This window comes from Alphaproteobacteria bacterium (assembly GCA_019746225.1).
GTDB lineage: Bacteria > Pseudomonadota > Alphaproteobacteria > Paracaedibacterales > VGCI01 > VGCI01.
In genome coordinates, this window is record JAIESE010000015.1 from 47,846 (window position 1) to 62,808 (window position 14,963).

Genomic DNA, 14,963 nt, shown 5'->3' on the forward strand with positions numbered 1-14,963 from the left:
AAATGGAGAAACCATATTGATAGGTTACTTAGTAGAAATGATTCTTGAAACCATAATATATATTTGGTACTTGCCTTCCAACAGGAAGAAAAAACCAAAAGAAAAGCACAATAATGACCCCGTTCAACGATACAATGATTAGTCAAGGAGAAAAACAATGAACAAAGGCATCTATTTTATTATGGGACTTGTGTTTGCAACCATCGGGACCGCTGGGTTTTGGGCCCTAAAATCAGAAACAAAACCTGTAGAGCCAATCAAGAGGGAAGCCAAGAAGGTCTCCTTGCTGACCATTAACTATATCCCCACAACCCCGGCCAAACCTATTGATGAGGGAAAGTTCTGGGAACTTAAAGCCCTTACGGAGGGCGAAGCTTCTGAACGAAATTTGAAAGATCTTCAAGGAAAGCCCATTATTCTTCACTTTTGGGCAACCTGGTGCGGCCCTTGTGTTCAGGAACTCCCCGAGCTAGACAATTTTGCCAAAAAATATGAAAGTACGGCCCACATCGTTGCCGTCGTCACTGATTTTAAAGATATTGAAAAAATTCGTGAGTTCTATAAAGCCAAAGGAATCAAGAACTTAAGCATTGCCTTTGACAAAAGCGGCATCTTGTCACGTAATTTTCGCCCTTCCGCTTTACCCACAACTGTGTTTATAAATTCAAAAGGACATGAAATTGGACGCATACAAGGTATGGTCGAATGGCAGGGTACAGCAGGTCGAATGTTGAATACCCACTTAAGTAGGAATTAAATGGCAAAGCTTTATTTTTACTATTCCGCCATGAACGCGGGAAAAACAACGACGCTTCTTCAATCAAGCTATAACTATCAAGAACGGGGCATGGACACACTGTTGTTCACCCCGCTTATTGATGATCGCGTCGCCGCGGGTAAAATTGCCTCCCGAATTGGTCTCACTAAGGACGCCGTCCCCTTCAATCAATTTTTTAACTTCCATATTCATGTAGAAAAAGCACAAAAGACACTTCCAAAGCTAAAATGTATTCTTGTCGATGAGGCACAGTTTTTGACCAAAGAACAAGTCACACAGCTCACTCAAGTGGTTGATGAGCTGAAACTTCCCGTCCTAACCTATGGCTTACGCACCGACTTCCTCGGCGAAGTCTTTGAAGGCAGCCGATATCTTTTGTCCTGGGCCGATGAATTGACAGAAATCAAGACCATTTGTCATTGTGGTAGCAAAGCCATTATGAATGCCCGAATTGATGGTCACGGTCACATTGTCCGAAAAGGCAAACAAATCGAAATCGGCGGCAACGACCGCTACATTGCCTTGTGCCGCAAACACTTCCTTGCCGGAAATATCGGCGCTTGAAAGAGTTCACAAAGGCCCTACCCCCTCTTGCCAATCCTTAATTTTTACGACTAGGATTAAAGACAGATACACTGTTTCCAGGGGAGCACTATGGTCCATCAACAAATCCTGTCAAAATTGGATCTCAACCAATACCTCTCCCCAACTGGCTCCATTCGTGTTCATTCCCCCATTGACGGCAAAGAGATTGCCCAACTCAACGAAACACCCCTCGCAGGCATTGATGGTATCATTGCCCAAGCTCATAAAGCCTTCCTTGAATGGCGCTTGGTGCCTGCCCCCAAACGGGGTGAACTCGTTCGCTTATTCGGTGATATCTTGCGCACCCACAAGGAAGACCTCTCAATGCTCGTGACCCTAGAGTCGGGGAAGATTTTGGAGGAAGGCCGCGGAGAGGTCCAAGAAATGATTGACATGTGCGACTTTGCGGTGGGCTTGTCCCGCCAGCTGTATGGTCTGACCATAGCTTCAGAGCGCCCCGGTCATCGCATGATGGAAACCTGGCATCCCTTAGGCGTTGTTGGCGTCATCACCCCTTTCAACTTTCCGGCAGCGGTTTGGGCCTGGAATGCCTGCCTTGCCCTGATCTGTGGCAATACCCTTGTGTGGAAGCCATCCTCAAAAACCCCCCTTACCGCCTTGGCCTGTCATAACTTTCTGAATCAAGCCATCAAACAATATGGCGTTGCACCAACCCCCCTCCAACAACTGGTCATAGGTAGTGAAGCGGTGGGTGAAAAATTGGTCAACAGCCCCCTGATCCCCCTCATGAGTGCCACGGGAAGCACGCGCATGGGGCAAGTTGTTGGCCCAAAGGTAGCTGCACGATTTGGGCAAACGATTCTTGAGCTCGGCGGGAACAATGCCATGATCGTTGCCCCAACGGCTGACTTAAACCTGACCCTACAGGCCATCCTCTTCAGTGCGGTTGGTACCGCCGGTCAGCGCTGCACGAGCCTTCGTCGCCTCTTTATCCATGAATCCCTTTATGACACCCTTGTGAAAGAGCTAAAGAAGCGCTACCAAAACTTGGCTGTTGGGAATCCCTTGGAAAAGGGCAATCTCGTTGGCCCCTTGATCGATGCTACCTCCTATCAAGCCATGCAAAGCGCTCTTACCCAAGCTCGTCAAGAGGGCGGAACGATTCAAGGCGGCGAACGCCTCCATGAAGACATCTACCCGAATGCCTATTATGTACGCCCTGCTATTGTTGAAATGCCAAAACATACCCCCATGGTGTGTTCCGAAACCTTTGCCCCCATCCTATACGTCATGAAGTACACAGACTTCGACAAGGTCCTGGCCCTCCATAACGAGGTGGTTCAAGGGTTATCCTCGTGCATCTTCACCAACGATGTCAGGGAAGCCGAGATATTCCTCTCCGCCAGAGGCAGTGACTGTGGTATTGCCAACGTAAACATTGGCCCGAGTGGCGCTGAAATTGGTGGTGCCTTTGGGGGAAACAAAGAAACCGGCGGTGGTCGCGAATCTGGCTCGGACTCCTGGAAAGCCTATATGAGGCGTGCTACAAATACCATTAACTATTCCAAGTCACTCCCTCTTGCTCAAGGAATTAAATTTGATGTCTAGTCACACCCTCCCCCCCTTCTCTTGGGAAGATCCCCTCCTTCTCGAAGACCAACTCGAATCTCAAGAGCGTGAAATACGCGATGCCGCTCACGCCTATTGTCAAGATAAACTGATGCCCCGGATCCTGGAAGCCAACCGCACAAGCCATTTTGATCGGAACATCCTCACCGAGATGGGGCAGATGGGATTTTTGGGAGCAACATTATCTGCCGAACTGGGCGGATCCGCCGCCGGCTATGTCAGCTATGGCCTGATCGCCCGGGAAGTCGAGCGGGTCGATTCCAGCTATCGCTCCGCCATGAGTGTTCAGTCCTCTCTCGTTATCTATCCGATTGCCACCTATGGCACGGATGTGGTGCAAAAGAAGTATTTACCCAAACTCCTCACCGGTGAGTTTGTGGGATGCTTTGGGCTCACCGAACCAGATGCAGGGTCTGACCCCGCCAGTTTGCGTACGAACGCCAAGAAGGTCGAGGGGGGCTACCTCCTCAATGGCACGAAAACCTGGATCACCAACTCCCCCATTTCAGATGTCATGATTATATGGGCGAAGACCGATGATAGTCTCATCCGAGGCTTTGTTGTGGAAACAAAAACAAAAGGCGTCTCAACCCCAAAAATCGAGGGAAAGTTCAGCTTACGGGCGTCCCTTACAGGCATGATTGCTCTTGAGGATGTGTTTGTACCGGAAGATCATCTATTCCCGACTGTTACAGGCCTTAAAGGGCCCTTTGGGTGTCTGAACAATGCCCGTTATGGCATCGCCTGGGGAGCGTTGGGTGCAGCGGAATTCTGCTGGCATGCGGCCCGTCAATATACGCTCGATCGCAAGCAATTTGGCCGGCCCTTGGCTGCTAACCAACTTATCCAGAAGAAGCTTGCGGATATGCAAACAGAGATTGCCTTGGGGCTTCAAGCGAATCTTCGCGTGGGCCGTCTCAAAGACCAGGGGCATCTGGCCGCGGAAGCGACCTCCCTCATCAAACGCAATTCCTGTGGCAAGGCCCTCGACATCGCTCGGGCTGCCCGGGATATGCACGGCGGCAACGGCATCGTAGATGAATACCACGTCATTCGCCACCTCATGAACCTCGAAGCCGTCAACACCTATGAGGGCACCCACGACATCCACGCCCTCATCTTAGGCCGCGCTCAGACAGGAATTGCTGCGTTTTGAGGGAGGAGTTTGGTTAATTAAAACGGATTCCGTCAGGTATACGAGTATCATCTCTATTGAGCATGTGTATACTACACCTCTCCCACAAGGGGAGAGGTAAAAACAGCCATCCAATATTTAACCTCACCGACCGATGTGCTTGATATTCAGTTCCTTAGCGATCTCAACTTGACGCTGGCGTTCAGCTGCCCGGCGGATTTTTTTGGCTGATGCTTTATCAAGGCACCGAGGACAGGTTATACCAGCCACATACTTTGGGGATTTCTTATCTTCCTCTGAAATTGGATTACGACACCCATGACAAAGTTCAAACTCTCCTTCCTCAAGGCCGTGCTTCAGAGACGTTCGGTTGTCAAAGACAAAGCATTCCCCGTCCCACAAGCTTTCTGCTGGTTTGACGGTTTCCAAATACTTTAATATGCCACCTTGCAGGTGATATACTTCCTCAAAGCCTTGCTCCAGCATATAGGATGAGGCTTTCTCACAGCGAATGCCACCAGTGCAACACATCGCCACTTTCTTATGCTTCTTCGGATCCAAATTTTTGGTAACAAACTCTGGAAATTGGCGAAACGCCTCTGTATTGGGATTCAAGGCGCCGCGGAAGGTTCCAATTTCATACTCATAATTATTGCGCGTATCAATCAGAATCACATCCGGATCTGAAATCAAGGCATTCCAATCCTCAGGCTTCACGTAGGTTCCAACCTTTTTGTTGGGGTCCACCCCGGGCACTCCCAAAGTCACGATTTCTTTCTTAGGCCGCACTTTGAGACGATAAAAGGGCTGCTCACTGGCAGTTGACTCTTTATACTCTAAATTCTGGAGACGGGAGTCACTTCGAATATGTGTCAAAACAGCGTCAATCCCTTGACGTGGGCCCGCAATGGTGCCATTGATCCCTTCTTCCGCCAGCAACAGCGTTCCCATAACCTTGTTGGCAACGCACACAGCCTTCAAGGGCGGGATGATCGCTTCAAAATCGGGGAGAGACGCAAATTTATAAAGGGCAGCAACTACGTATTTAGCCATGAAATCCTCTCTTGGTTTGTCCTCTATTTTGTACATCGCCCCTCACAAAAATGCAACATAATCAAGTTTATTCGACGAATTCTTACTCTTCCTCCTTGGATTTCAAAATAAGACTTGTCTTCGCCGCCCCAGGTATGAGACCTTACAACAAACCATTATTTAGGAGAAAACCACTATGTCACAAACCATTACAACAGCATCTGGCCTTCAATATATTGATGAAATTATTGGCGACGGGGAGACCCCACAAAAAGGCCAAAAAGTAAGTGTTCACTACCGCGGGACCCTACAAGATGGAACCCCTTTTGATAATTCTTATGATCGAGGTGAGCCCATTCAATTTATGGTTGGTGTTGGTCAAGTCATTCCAGGATTTGATGAAGGCCTCGAAACAATGGCTGTGGGTGGCAAACGCCGTCTCCTCATTCCATCGGCCTTAGGGTATGGTGCAAGAGGCGCAGGCGCTGCCATTCCCCCCAATGCAGACTTGATATTTGATATTGAATTGGTTTCTATTGGCTGAGGTTTTCAATGCATCCCTATCGTACACATCATTGCGGTGAACTCCGCAAATCCCATACCGGTGAAAAGATTCGCCTCTCTGGCTGGGTCCATCGCAAGCGAGATCATAGCAATCTGTCATTTGTTGATTTGAGAGATCATTATGGCATTACTCAGTGCGTAATCGATGTTAATCACCCTCTTTTTCCAGTTGTTGACTCAGCGCGTAATGAGAGCGTCATTACCCTGACGGGAACAGTTGTTCAGCGTACTCAGGAAACGATTAATCCCAAGATGCTCACTGGGGAAATTGAAGTCCAAATTGAAAGCGTCACCCTCCAATCACAAGCGGAGATGCTCCCCCTTCAAGTCAACAGCAATGCCGAATTTCCTGAAGAAACGCGCCTGACATATCGCTTCCTTGATTTGCGCCGGGAAAAGTTGCATGCAAACATTATTTTGCGTTCAAACATTATCTCCTCCATTCGTCGTCGCATGATTGACCAAGGGTTTATGGAGTTTCAAACACCGATTCTAACCTCCTCTTCTCCGGAAGGTGCCCGTGACTTTCTCGTTCCAAGCCGCTTGAATCCCGGTCACTTTTATGCTCTTCCCCAAGCGCCTCAACTTTTTAAGCAATTGTTGATGGTGGCGGGATTTGATCGTTACTTCCAAATCGCTCCGTGTTTCCGGGATGAAGATGCTCGTGCTGACCGTTCTCCGGGTGAGTTTTACCAACTTGACCTTGAAATGTCTTTCGTCACGCAAGAGGATGTTTTTGCCGCAACCGAACCTGTCCTTCATGGCGTGTTTGATGAATTTTCAGCTGGTAGGACCGTAACACCTCCTCCCTTCCCTCGGATTCCTTATGATGAGTCCATGTTGAAGTATGGATCAGACAAGCCTGACTTGCGCAATCCTCTTGAAATTTGCGATGTAACAGAAGTGTTTCAGGGATCAACCTTTACGGTCTTTCAAAATATGATCGACAATGGTGCAGTTGTCCGAGCCATTCCAGCACCCAAAGCTGCAGCACAACCGCGCAGTTTCTTTGATAAACTCAATGATTGGGCACGAGGCCTCGGCGCCCCTGGCCTTGGATACATTACTTTTGCTGAAGGGACAGCCAAGGGGCCGATTGCCAAATTCCTGGATGAAGACCGCCTGACTCTCTTGAAAAAGCTTGCCAATATTGCTGAGGGAGATTCGGTATTCTTTGTTTGTGACAAGCCATCCGGCGCTGCCAAACTGGCAGGTCTTGCCCGCACAAAAATTGGCCAAGACCTTGATCTTGTTGAAGGCAATGCCTTTCGCTTCTGTTGGGTTGTGGATTACCCAATGTATGAACTGGACGAAGACACAAAGAAGATCGACTTTAGCCACAACCCGTTTTCCATGCCCCAAGGTGGCCTAGAAGCCTTGAACACACAGGATCCCTTGACCATTAAGGCCTACCAGTACGATATCGTTTGTAACGGTATTGAGCTGTGCAGTGGGGCTATTCGAAACCACCTTCCCGAAGTTATGTTTAAAGCCTTTGGTATTGCGGGTTACTCCCAAAGTGACGTGGAAGAACAGTTTGGGGGATTGGTTAATGCCTTCAAATACGGCGCCCCACCCCACGGAGGCTGCGCGCCCGGCATTGACCGCATTGTGATGCTTCTGGCTGATGAGCCCAACCTTCGCGAAGTGATTGCTTTCCCGATGAACCAGCAGGCCCAAGATCTTCTTATGAAGGCGCCGTCCCATGTGGCACCAGAGCGCTTGAAAGAGCTCTTCATTGAGGTTAAGCTCCCCCCTAAGAAGGTGGAAAACCCCACCCAAAAGGCAACCCAAGCCGGATAGGTTATCATGGTCAAAACGGACGAAGACATACTCTCTTGGTTGCGGCTCATTCGCAGCGAAAAGGTTGGTCCCGTTACGTTTTGGCAACTCCTCCATCGATATGGATCCGCCCCCCAAGCCTTACAGGCTTTGCAGGACTTAAGTCGCCAGGGCAATTACAAATATAAAATCGCCTCGGAAGAGGATGCTGCAAAAGAACTCAGAGCACACCATAAGCAGGGATATTCTCTCATTCCGGCGTTTGATCCCGCCTTCCCCCAACTTCTTCGCCCTCTTCCTGACTGTCCGCCAATGGTGAGTGTTTATGGAAAAGTCGAGATTTTAAACCAACCCACGCTGGGCATTGTGGGGGCCCGTAATTCTTCGCTTAATGGGCGGCACTTTGCCGAACGCCTCGCGGTGGATTTGGGCAAAGCCGGGTGGAAAATTGCCTCTGGCCTGGCGCGCGGCGTTGATCGGTATGCGCACCAAGGAGCCCTTGCCACAGGGACGATTGCTGTGATTGCCGGCGGCATTGACCGGATCTATCCCCCAGAACACCATGATCTCTATCACGCCATAGCAAAGACGGGAGCCGTGATTTCTGAGATGCCCTTGTCCCTCTTCCCGGGCGCAAGCCACTTCCCCCGCCGCAATCGACTCATCTCAGGACTAAGTCGCGGGGTGATTATCATCGAAGCCGCGCTAAAGTCGGGATCCTTGATTACCGCACGGACGACCTTAGAGCAAGGTCGGGAGCTGTTTGCCGTGCCGGGATCACCGCTCGACCCCCGCTGCAAGGGCACGAATAGCTTGATCCGCCAAGGGGCAGGGTTGGTAGAGTCCGCGGAAGATGTCTTGTCGATGATGGAGGGGCCATGCGTCCCGTGTGTGCAAGATGGTGCCACCCAGCCTTATGTGCCTCCCGTTACCTTAGATTGGGAGAGTTTGGAAGCCGATGTTTTTCAAGACTTAAGCCCAACGCCCATCTCTTTGGATGCAATTTTAGACCGCCACGCGGTCCCGCCCCAGACAATCCTAACATTGATGCTGGAATGGGAGCTTCAGGGGCGCATTCAGCGCCATCCGGGCAATATGGTTTCGGTGATTTCTTAATGCATTTCCCCCAAAAAGTCGGTCATCGATACTTTCGGCGTGACCATATGCCCGGCATGCATCAAATATACCGAATGTAATTTCCCATCAATGGACTCAGACCAGAAATCCAAGAAGTGATGCAATTTGGGAAATTTTGGCGGTAAATCATATTCTTGCCAAATAAAGGACTGCAACACATCCGGATGGTCGGGTAGATGATAGATAATTTCAGCCGTCGTTAATCGAAAGTCTTCCAATAAGGTGCGAATCTGCCCCATCTGAGCCTCCTCGTCTTTTTTAATTATTCTACCCTTGGTAATATAGGATAATTTTATTAAAAGTGAAGATGTGGGGCAGAATAAATGATGCGAATCTATAAATTCATGTTCTTTATTATATGTATACTTACCAATCTAAGAGCATATTATTTACAGGCTCATCAACTCTAAGGCTGGGTCTTTCTTCCCTAATTCTTGTAATATCCTCTGGAGTTATGAGGTCACAGTTCTGGACATTCAGCTCTTTAAGAGAAACACAATTCTGTAACACGGCGTCAAGGGCAACAGGGGTGAGAAGAACACATCTATCTAAAACCAGCTTAGTTAGACCCGTGTGACTCTGAGATATACCAACAATTTCATCTGGTGTAAGATTCTCAGAATGGGACAGATCGAGCTCCTCTAATCTCAAAAAGATCCCAGGAAATTTATCAAACTTACCATATTGTAACGTCAGGCTCTTAAGACCTCCACAAATCTGCGACAACTCGAGAACATCCTGTGTTGTGCTGGAGGATATAGTGCATACCAAGCGATCCAATTTAGGGAATTGTGTTACGATTTGTCCTAAACTGAGGTGCTGCACATAAAATTCGTCCCTCATGTGAGCGTCAAAATCATAATCCTCACGAACAACTTCAGTGCCCCACAGATTTAAATCTCTTATTTCAGGAAGGTTGTTTGCTAACTGGTTTAAATAAGTAGCCGACATTTCTTTTTGATAACTTAGGTTAAGCCGTCTCAATCTTGGACAAATCAGAGACACCTGAACCATCAAAGCAGACCAATTATGACTCGGTAGTCTTCCAATCGAGATCAATTTCTCCCCATAAGGTCTAGCAAGAATTAAATAGTCTTCCTCCTTTATCCCCTGCTTTGGGACAAAATAGCATCTTCGAAGAACCATGTCGTGCGTAGCAGTGCATGTTGCAAACCAGTTCACTCTTGTTTTAGGCGTTGATAAATCAATAATTCTTACAAATATGTCTAAAAACAGAGTATGATCGTCCGTCCCCAAAACAATAGGTTCCTGCAACATTGGAGATGCGGGAACCACAGACAATGGAATTTCAGCCTTATGATCCATAGCATAAACCTTGGTAGACAAGAGCGTTAGGGTACACAAGAATGTTGTTAATACTTTAGATTTTATCATAAATTTTCCCTTAATTCTGTAACTTATTTAAATATATATTTAGATTGTTTTTGTTTTGTAAATATATTGCATATTGCCTTATATATACAACATTATTTTTACTTATCGAATCTTCATACGTCACAACACCCCCAATCAATTCCATTTCCCCCCGTGCATAAAAAATCGTCTCGTGCTAAAGTTTGTTCAAGAACGACCCCATAAAAGAGAGAAAAATGGCTGAGCCCCTCACGTCTTATCTTGAAAATTATCTGCCTATCATGATTTTTTTCGTGCTCGCCATCGGTCTTTCCGTATTTCTCCTCATTCTCAACCAATTACGCTCCACGCGCCGTCCGGATCCGGAGAAAAACTCCCCCTACGAATGTGGCTTCAATGCTTTCGACGATACACGCCATCGATTTGATGTTCGGTTCTACCTTATTGCCATCTTGTTTATCATCTTTGATTTGGAAATCGCCTTCCTCTTCCCTTGGGCCATATCTTTAGGAAAAATCGGGATGTTTGGCTTTTGGTCTATGATCTTTTTCTTAGGCACCCTAACCATTGGATTTATCTATGAATGGAAGAAAGGGGCTTTGGAATGGGAATAAACATACCAACTGCTGATCCTTTGAGCCTTCGAGATTCGTTGCCCCCCGAACTTCAGGATGAAAAGCAGCTGTTCAGCGCGGTGACCCAAACCCTGAATGACAAGGGATTTATTGTCACAAAGCTGGACAACTTGGCCACTTGGGCGCAGAGCGGATCTTTATGGCCCATGACCTTTGGCCTTGCCTGTTGTGCCGTCGAAATGATGCACACGGCCGCAAGTCGCTATGATCTTGACCAACTCGGCCTTCTCTTCCGCCCCAGCCCCCGACAGTCGGATGTGATTATTGTTGCCGGGACGTTATGCAACAAAATGGCCCCTGCTTTGCGCAAAGTCTACGACCAAATGGCGGAACCCCGTTGGGTGATTTCCATGGGTAGCTGCGCCAATGGCGGCGGATACTACCACTACTCTTATTCCGTGGTTCGGGGGTGTGACCGCATTGTTCCGGTGGATGTGTATGTTCCCGGCTGCCCCCCAACAGCGGAAGCGCTTTTATATGGCATCATGCTGTTGCAAGAAAAGATTAAACGGGGTTCACACATGTCCCGTTAAGGGATAAATTAAGAGTATATCAGAAATAAGGGCGATATTAGTTAAAAAATGAATGCACGCAACTCCATCTCAGCTAAACCCCTCGAAGCTTTAGCTGCTACAATTGAAGATCAGTTAGGGCCAGATCTTATTCAAAAGAATCACGCCCATGGGGAGCTCACCCTCACCGTCTATGCAGGATCGATCTTAAGAGTGCTGACAATTTTGCGGGACAATTCAAAATGTCATTTTAAGCAACTGATCGACATCTGTTCCGTTGATTATCCCGACCGCCCTCAACGTTTTGACGTTGTTTACCATCTCTTAAGCGTGACCAACAACCATCGAGTACGCATCAAAATTGCCACGGATGGCGTTACACCAATTTCTTCCGTCACAGGGATTTACCCCTGTGCCAATTGGTATGAGCGTGAAGTCTGGGACATGATGGGCATTCCTTTCTCCGATCATCCAGATTTGCGCCGTCTTCTAACAGACTATAATTTTGAAGGCCATCCTTTGCGAAAGGACTTTCCTTTAACCGGATTTTATGAGGTACGATACGACGATGAGGTCAAGCGCGTGGTCTATGAACCCGTCAGTTTGCCTCAAGACTACCGAACTTTTGATTTTTTAAGCCCCTGGGAGGGGATAATGGAGGAGAAATCCAAACCTTCTGAATCTCCCACCCCATCCTCTTCTCAGCTCCTCGAACAGGGGGAGTCTAAATGAGTAAGCATACCCTTAACTTCGGCCCACAACATCCAGCTGCTCACGGTGTCTTGCGTCTGATCCTTGATTTGGATGGAGAAGTTGTGGAGCGCGCAGATCCCCATATCGGCTTCCTTCACCGGGGAACGGAAAAGCTTATCGAGCACAAAACTTATCTTCAGGCGATTCCTTACTTTGACCGTCTTGACTATGTATCTCCCATGAACCAGGAACACGCTTTTGTTTTAGGCATTGAGCGACTTTTGGGCGTTATTCCCCCTTTGCGAGCCCAGTACATCCGTGTCCTTTACTCAGAACTCACCCGCATTACCAATCACCTGTTGAACATTGCGACCTTTGCCATGGATGTTGGTGCGATCACGCCCTTTTTGTGGGCCTTTGAGGAACGCGAAAATATCATGGAGTTTTATGAACGGGTTAGTGGGGCCCGCCTTCACGCGGCTTACGTGCGCCCAGGGGGTGTTCACCAGGATTTGCCTGAGGGGCTTCTAGAAGATATCGAGGCCTTTGTCAGACGCTTTCCAAAATTGATTGACGATATTGAGACCCTCCTGACAGAGAATCGGATTTTCAAGATTCGCACTGTCGATATTGGCAGAATTGCCGCTGAAGATGCTTTGAACTGGGGCTTTACGGGCCCGATGCTGCGCGCAAGTGGTCTCCCCTGGGATTTGCGCAAATCTCAACCCTATGAAGTTTATGATCAGTTGGACTTTGATATTCCCATCGGCAAACACGGGGATTGTTATGACCGATATTTAGTCCGAATGGCCGAGATGCGCGAAAGCCTTAAAATCATCCGTCAGTGCTTGGATAAAATGCCCGAAGGCCCGGTAATGACCGATGACTGTAAAATTGCCCCCCCACGTCGGGCCGAAATGAAGACCTCCATGGAAGCTATGATCAATCACTTCAAATACTATACTGAAGGACTTCATGTCCCCGAGGGCGAAGTTTATGCGGCAGTGGAAGCCCCCAAGGGGGAGTTTGGTGTGTACTTGATTTCCGATGGTACCAACCGCCCCTATCGGTGCAAAATACGCGCGCCATCCTATGCGTTCCTTCAAGCAACAGACTTTTTATCCCGTGGCCATATGCTTTCGGATGTGGTTGCCATTATTGGCTCTTTGGATATCGTCTTTGGAGAAATTGACCGATGACAGGAAGCAAAGGGACACCCCCAACTTACCCAATTGAAGGCCATGATTTCTTTGTTTTCACCCCCGAAAATCAAGAGAAAATCGAAGCCATTTTGAAGAAATACCCTGTCGGGCGGCAAGCCAGCGCCATTCTGCCCCTCATGGATTTGGCACAACGACAATGCGGTGGATGGCTTCCCCAACCTGCTATTGAAACCATCGCGACGCTCTTGAAAATGCCTGTTATCCGTGCTCAAGAAGTCGCAACCTTTTATACGATGTTTAATTTAAAACCTGTTGGTAAACATCACATCCAACTGTGTCGCACCACCCCCTGTTGGTTACGGGGCAGTGACGCCATCAAGTCCATTTGTGAGACTCACCTTGGTATAAAACCGGGTGAAGTTACTCCAGATGGTAAATTCAGTTTAACAGAAGTCGAATGCCTCGGGGCTTGTATCAATGCCCCCATGGCCCAAATAAATGATGATTATTATGAAGATTTAACGCCAGAATCCATGAAGAACATCTTACAAAATATAGCGACAGGCAAGTCCCCTCCAACGGGGAAAGTATCCAGCACCAAAGCGAAGAAGCCCCTCGTCGAAGATGAAGAAGGAGACCTGTAGATGTTGCGTGATCAAGACCGCATCTTCACGAACCTATCCGGCATCGAGTCCCCTTATTTAAAGGCCGCTAAGGCACGGGGTGATTGGGATAATACGAAAGGTCTTTTTACAAAGGGACCTGAATGGATGATTCAAGAAATTGAAAAATCTGGTCTTCGGGGTCGCGGAGGAGCCGGATTCTCAACGGGTAAAAAATGGTCTTTCATGCCAAAGGTAAGCGATGGTCGTCCCTCATATCTGATCATTAATGCAGATGAAAGTGAACCCGGCACTTGTAAAGACCGGGACATCTTGCGCTATGATCCTCATAAGCTTATCGAAGGAGCCTTTCTAAGCTCCTATGCCATAGGGGCCAAAGTTGCTTACATCTACATCCGCGGCGAATATATCGCCGAGGCCAACATTCTCCAACAAGCAATCGATGAAGCTTATGCTGCAGGTCTTTTGGGAAAGAACGCCGCCAAATCCGGCTGGGACTTTGACTTATATCTCCATCGGGGTGCTGGTGCGTACATTTGCGGCGAAGAGTCTGCACTTCTTGAGAGTCTTGAAGGTCGCAAAGGCATGCCGCGTCTGAAACCGCCTTATCCCACGAACATGGGACTTTATGGCTGCCCAACCATCGTCAACAACGTTGAAACCATTGCTGTTGTCCCCACGATTTTACGCCGTGGAAGTGCATGGTTTGCAAACCTTGGTCGCCCCAACAATACGGGCACAAAGATTTTCTGCATATCTGGTCATGTCAACAAACCCTGCAATGTGGAAGAAGAGATGGGTATGCCGCTTAAAGAGCTGATCGAAACCCATGCGGGAGGCGTACGTGGCGGTTGGAAGAATTTGAAGGCCATTATTCCAGGCGGATCTTCTGTCTCGTTATTACCCAAAAGAATCTGTGATACGGTTCTAATGGACTTTGATAGTTTGTGCGACGTGCAATGTGGTTTGGGAACAGCGGCAGTGATTGTGATGGATCAATCGACGGATGTTATCAAAGCCATCGCCAATCTGTCCCGCTTTTACATGCATGAAAGTTGTGGACAATGCACCCCTTGCCGTGAAGGAACGGGATGGATGTGGCGTATGTTGGAACGCATCGCTGAAGGCCGGGGCCAAATAGAAGATATTGACTTACTCGATGAAGTGGCAGGTCAAGTCGAAAATCATACAATTTGTGCTCTGGGAGATGCCGCTGCTTGGCCCGTCCAAGGCCTCATTCGTCATTTTCGGGAGGAAATGGAAGATCGAATACGGGGGGGGAGTGTATAGGATGCTGAGTTTGGAAGACTACCACGGCTGTTTTACCTCTCCCCTTGTGGGAGAGGTCGCCACAAGAAAA

General features: G+C 48.2%; 16 protein-coding genes. 13 read left to right on the forward strand and 3 right to left on the reverse strand.

The features are described 5' to 3' along the window. Nucleotides 1-157 precede the first annotated feature (157 nt). The 4 genes from K2Y18_03040 to K2Y18_03055 all read left to right on the forward strand — a co-directional run bounded on the left by K2Y18_03040 (nucleotide 158) and on the right by K2Y18_03055 (nucleotide 4,109). Nucleotides 158-757: a TlpA family protein disulfide reductase gene (locus tag K2Y18_03040; GenBank protein MBX9804713.1), complete on the forward strand. Its 600-nt coding sequence runs from the start codon at nucleotides 158-160 to the stop codon at nucleotides 755-757. Next, complete coding sequence (locus K2Y18_03045) at nucleotides 758-1,342, forward strand: thymidine kinase (GenBank protein MBX9804714.1); 585 nt, start codon at nucleotides 758-760, stop codon at nucleotides 1,340-1,342. A 90-nt stretch (nucleotides 1,343-1,432) separates the two neighbouring features. Then, a complete protein-coding gene (locus K2Y18_03050; GenBank protein ID MBX9804715.1) occupies nucleotides 1,433-2,932 on the forward strand; it encodes an aldehyde dehydrogenase family protein in 1,500 nt (499 codons plus the stop codon). Then, the gene (locus tag K2Y18_03055) at nucleotides 2,925-4,109 is read left to right on the forward strand and encodes an acyl-CoA dehydrogenase (protein ID MBX9804716.1); all 1,185 of its coding nucleotides are present in this window, start codon (nucleotides 2,925-2,927) and stop codon (nucleotides 4,107-4,109) included. The genes K2Y18_03050 and K2Y18_03055 overlap by 8 nt, the downstream gene beginning before the upstream one ends. 123 nt (nucleotides 4,110-4,232) lie before the next feature. Here K2Y18_03055 and K2Y18_03060 read toward each other — a convergent pair whose 3' ends face one another. Further along, entirely contained in the window at nucleotides 4,233-5,141 is a 909-nt protein-coding gene (locus K2Y18_03060; GenBank protein MBX9804717.1) for a rhodanese-related sulfurtransferase, read from the reverse strand. Nucleotides 5,142-5,316: 175 nt separating this feature from the next. Here K2Y18_03060 and K2Y18_03065 point away from each other — a divergent pair, with 175 nt between their 5' ends. Genes K2Y18_03065 through dprA form a run of 3 tightly spaced genes read left to right on the forward strand, consistent with a single transcriptional unit; the run spans nucleotide 5,317 to nucleotide 8,582 of the window. Then, a complete protein-coding gene (locus tag K2Y18_03065) occupies nucleotides 5,317-5,664 on the forward strand; it encodes an FKBP-type peptidyl-prolyl cis-trans isomerase (protein MBX9804718.1) in 348 nt (115 codons plus the stop codon). An 8-nt stretch (nucleotides 5,665-5,672) separates the two neighbouring features. Then, the gene (gene aspS / locus K2Y18_03070; protein ID MBX9804719.1) at nucleotides 5,673-7,487 is read left to right on the forward strand and encodes an aspartate--tRNA ligase; all 1,815 of its coding nucleotides are present in this window, start codon (nucleotides 5,673-5,675) and stop codon (nucleotides 7,485-7,487) included. 6 nt (nucleotides 7,488-7,493) lie between these two features. Continuing rightward, a complete protein-coding gene (dprA, locus tag K2Y18_03075) occupies nucleotides 7,494-8,582 on the forward strand; it encodes a DNA-processing protein DprA (GenBank protein ID MBX9804720.1) in 1,089 nt (362 codons plus the stop codon). Here the strand turns inward: dprA and K2Y18_03080 are convergent. Continuing rightward, nucleotides 8,579-8,842: an usg protein gene (locus K2Y18_03080; protein MBX9804721.1), complete on the reverse strand. Its 264-nt coding sequence runs from the start codon at nucleotides 8,840-8,842 to the stop codon at nucleotides 8,579-8,581. The two genes, dprA and K2Y18_03080, sit on opposite strands and share 4 nt — an antisense overlap. A gap of 127 nt (nucleotides 8,843-8,969) precedes the next feature. Further along, the gene (locus K2Y18_03085) at nucleotides 8,970-9,998 is read right to left on the reverse strand and encodes a hypothetical protein (protein ID MBX9804722.1); all 1,029 of its coding nucleotides are present in this window, start codon (nucleotides 9,996-9,998) and stop codon (nucleotides 8,970-8,972) included. 215 nt (nucleotides 9,999-10,213) lie between these two features. Here K2Y18_03085 and K2Y18_03090 point away from each other — a divergent pair, with 215 nt between their 5' ends. Genes K2Y18_03090 through nuoF form a run of 6 tightly spaced genes read left to right on the forward strand, consistent with a single transcriptional unit; the run spans nucleotide 10,214 to nucleotide 14,893 of the window. Continuing rightward, nucleotides 10,214-10,591, forward strand: a complete 378-nt coding sequence (locus K2Y18_03090) for an NADH-quinone oxidoreductase subunit A (GenBank protein ID MBX9804723.1) — start codon at nucleotides 10,214-10,216, stop codon at nucleotides 10,589-10,591. Beyond that, nucleotides 10,582-11,145, forward strand: coding sequence for an NADH-quinone oxidoreductase subunit B (locus tag K2Y18_03095; protein ID MBX9804724.1), 564 nt, complete (start codon nucleotides 10,582-10,584; stop codon nucleotides 11,143-11,145). The genes K2Y18_03090 and K2Y18_03095 overlap by 10 nt, the downstream gene beginning before the upstream one ends. Nucleotides 11,146-11,193: 48 nt before the next feature. Next, complete coding sequence (locus K2Y18_03100) at nucleotides 11,194-11,856, forward strand: NADH-quinone oxidoreductase subunit C (protein ID MBX9804725.1); 663 nt, start codon at nucleotides 11,194-11,196, stop codon at nucleotides 11,854-11,856. Further along, nucleotides 11,853-13,016, forward strand: coding sequence for an NADH-quinone oxidoreductase subunit D (locus K2Y18_03105; protein ID MBX9804726.1), 1,164 nt, complete (start codon nucleotides 11,853-11,855; stop codon nucleotides 13,014-13,016). The genes K2Y18_03100 and K2Y18_03105 overlap by 4 nt, the downstream gene beginning before the upstream one ends. Further along, nucleotides 13,013-13,624: an NADH-quinone oxidoreductase subunit NuoE gene (gene nuoE, locus K2Y18_03110; GenBank protein ID MBX9804727.1), complete on the forward strand. Its 612-nt coding sequence runs from the start codon at nucleotides 13,013-13,015 to the stop codon at nucleotides 13,622-13,624. The genes K2Y18_03105 and nuoE overlap by 4 nt, the downstream gene beginning before the upstream one ends. Further along, nucleotides 13,625-14,893: an NADH-quinone oxidoreductase subunit NuoF gene (gene nuoF, locus K2Y18_03115; GenBank protein ID MBX9804728.1), complete on the forward strand. Its 1,269-nt coding sequence runs from the start codon at nucleotides 13,625-13,627 to the stop codon at nucleotides 14,891-14,893. Nucleotides 14,894-14,963: the final 70 nt, after the last annotated feature.

Bases quoted from the DNA above. Each gene is read 5' to 3' on its own strand.
- K2Y18_03040 (MBX9804713.1), top strand. From the start codon at position 158: ATGAACAAAGGCATCTATTTTATTATGGGACTTGTGTTTGCAACCATC.
- K2Y18_03045 (MBX9804714.1), top strand. From the start codon at position 758: ATGGCAAAGCTTTATTTTTACTATTCCGCCATGAACGCGGGAAAAACA.
- K2Y18_03050 (MBX9804715.1), top strand. From the start codon at position 1,433: ATGGTCCATCAACAAATCCTGTCAAAATTGGATCTCAACCAATACCTC.
- K2Y18_03055 (MBX9804716.1), top strand. From the start codon at position 2,925: ATGTCTAGTCACACCCTCCCCCCCTTCTCTTGGGAAGATCCCCTCCTT.
- K2Y18_03060 (MBX9804717.1), bottom strand. From the start codon at position 5,141: ATGGCTAAATACGTAGTTGCTGCCCTTTATAAATTTGCGTCTCTCCCC.
- K2Y18_03065 (MBX9804718.1), top strand. From the start codon at position 5,317: ATGTCACAAACCATTACAACAGCATCTGGCCTTCAATATATTGATGAA.
- aspS (MBX9804719.1), top strand. From the start codon at position 5,673: ATGCATCCCTATCGTACACATCATTGCGGTGAACTCCGCAAATCCCAT.
- dprA (MBX9804720.1), top strand. From the start codon at position 7,494: ATGGTCAAAACGGACGAAGACATACTCTCTTGGTTGCGGCTCATTCGC.
- K2Y18_03080 (MBX9804721.1), bottom strand. From the start codon at position 8,842: ATGGGGCAGATTCGCACCTTATTGGAAGACTTTCGATTAACGACGGCT.
- K2Y18_03085 (MBX9804722.1), bottom strand. From the start codon at position 9,998: ATGATAAAATCTAAAGTATTAACAACATTCTTGTGTACCCTAACGCTC.
- K2Y18_03090 (MBX9804723.1), top strand. From the start codon at position 10,214: ATGGCTGAGCCCCTCACGTCTTATCTTGAAAATTATCTGCCTATCATG.
- K2Y18_03095 (MBX9804724.1), top strand. From the start codon at position 10,582: ATGGGAATAAACATACCAACTGCTGATCCTTTGAGCCTTCGAGATTCG.
- K2Y18_03100 (MBX9804725.1), top strand. From the start codon at position 11,194: ATGAATGCACGCAACTCCATCTCAGCTAAACCCCTCGAAGCTTTAGCT.
- K2Y18_03105 (MBX9804726.1), top strand. From the start codon at position 11,853: ATGAGTAAGCATACCCTTAACTTCGGCCCACAACATCCAGCTGCTCAC.
- nuoE (MBX9804727.1), top strand. From the start codon at position 13,013: ATGACAGGAAGCAAAGGGACACCCCCAACTTACCCAATTGAAGGCCAT.
- nuoF (MBX9804728.1), top strand. From the start codon at position 13,625: ATGTTGCGTGATCAAGACCGCATCTTCACGAACCTATCCGGCATCGAG.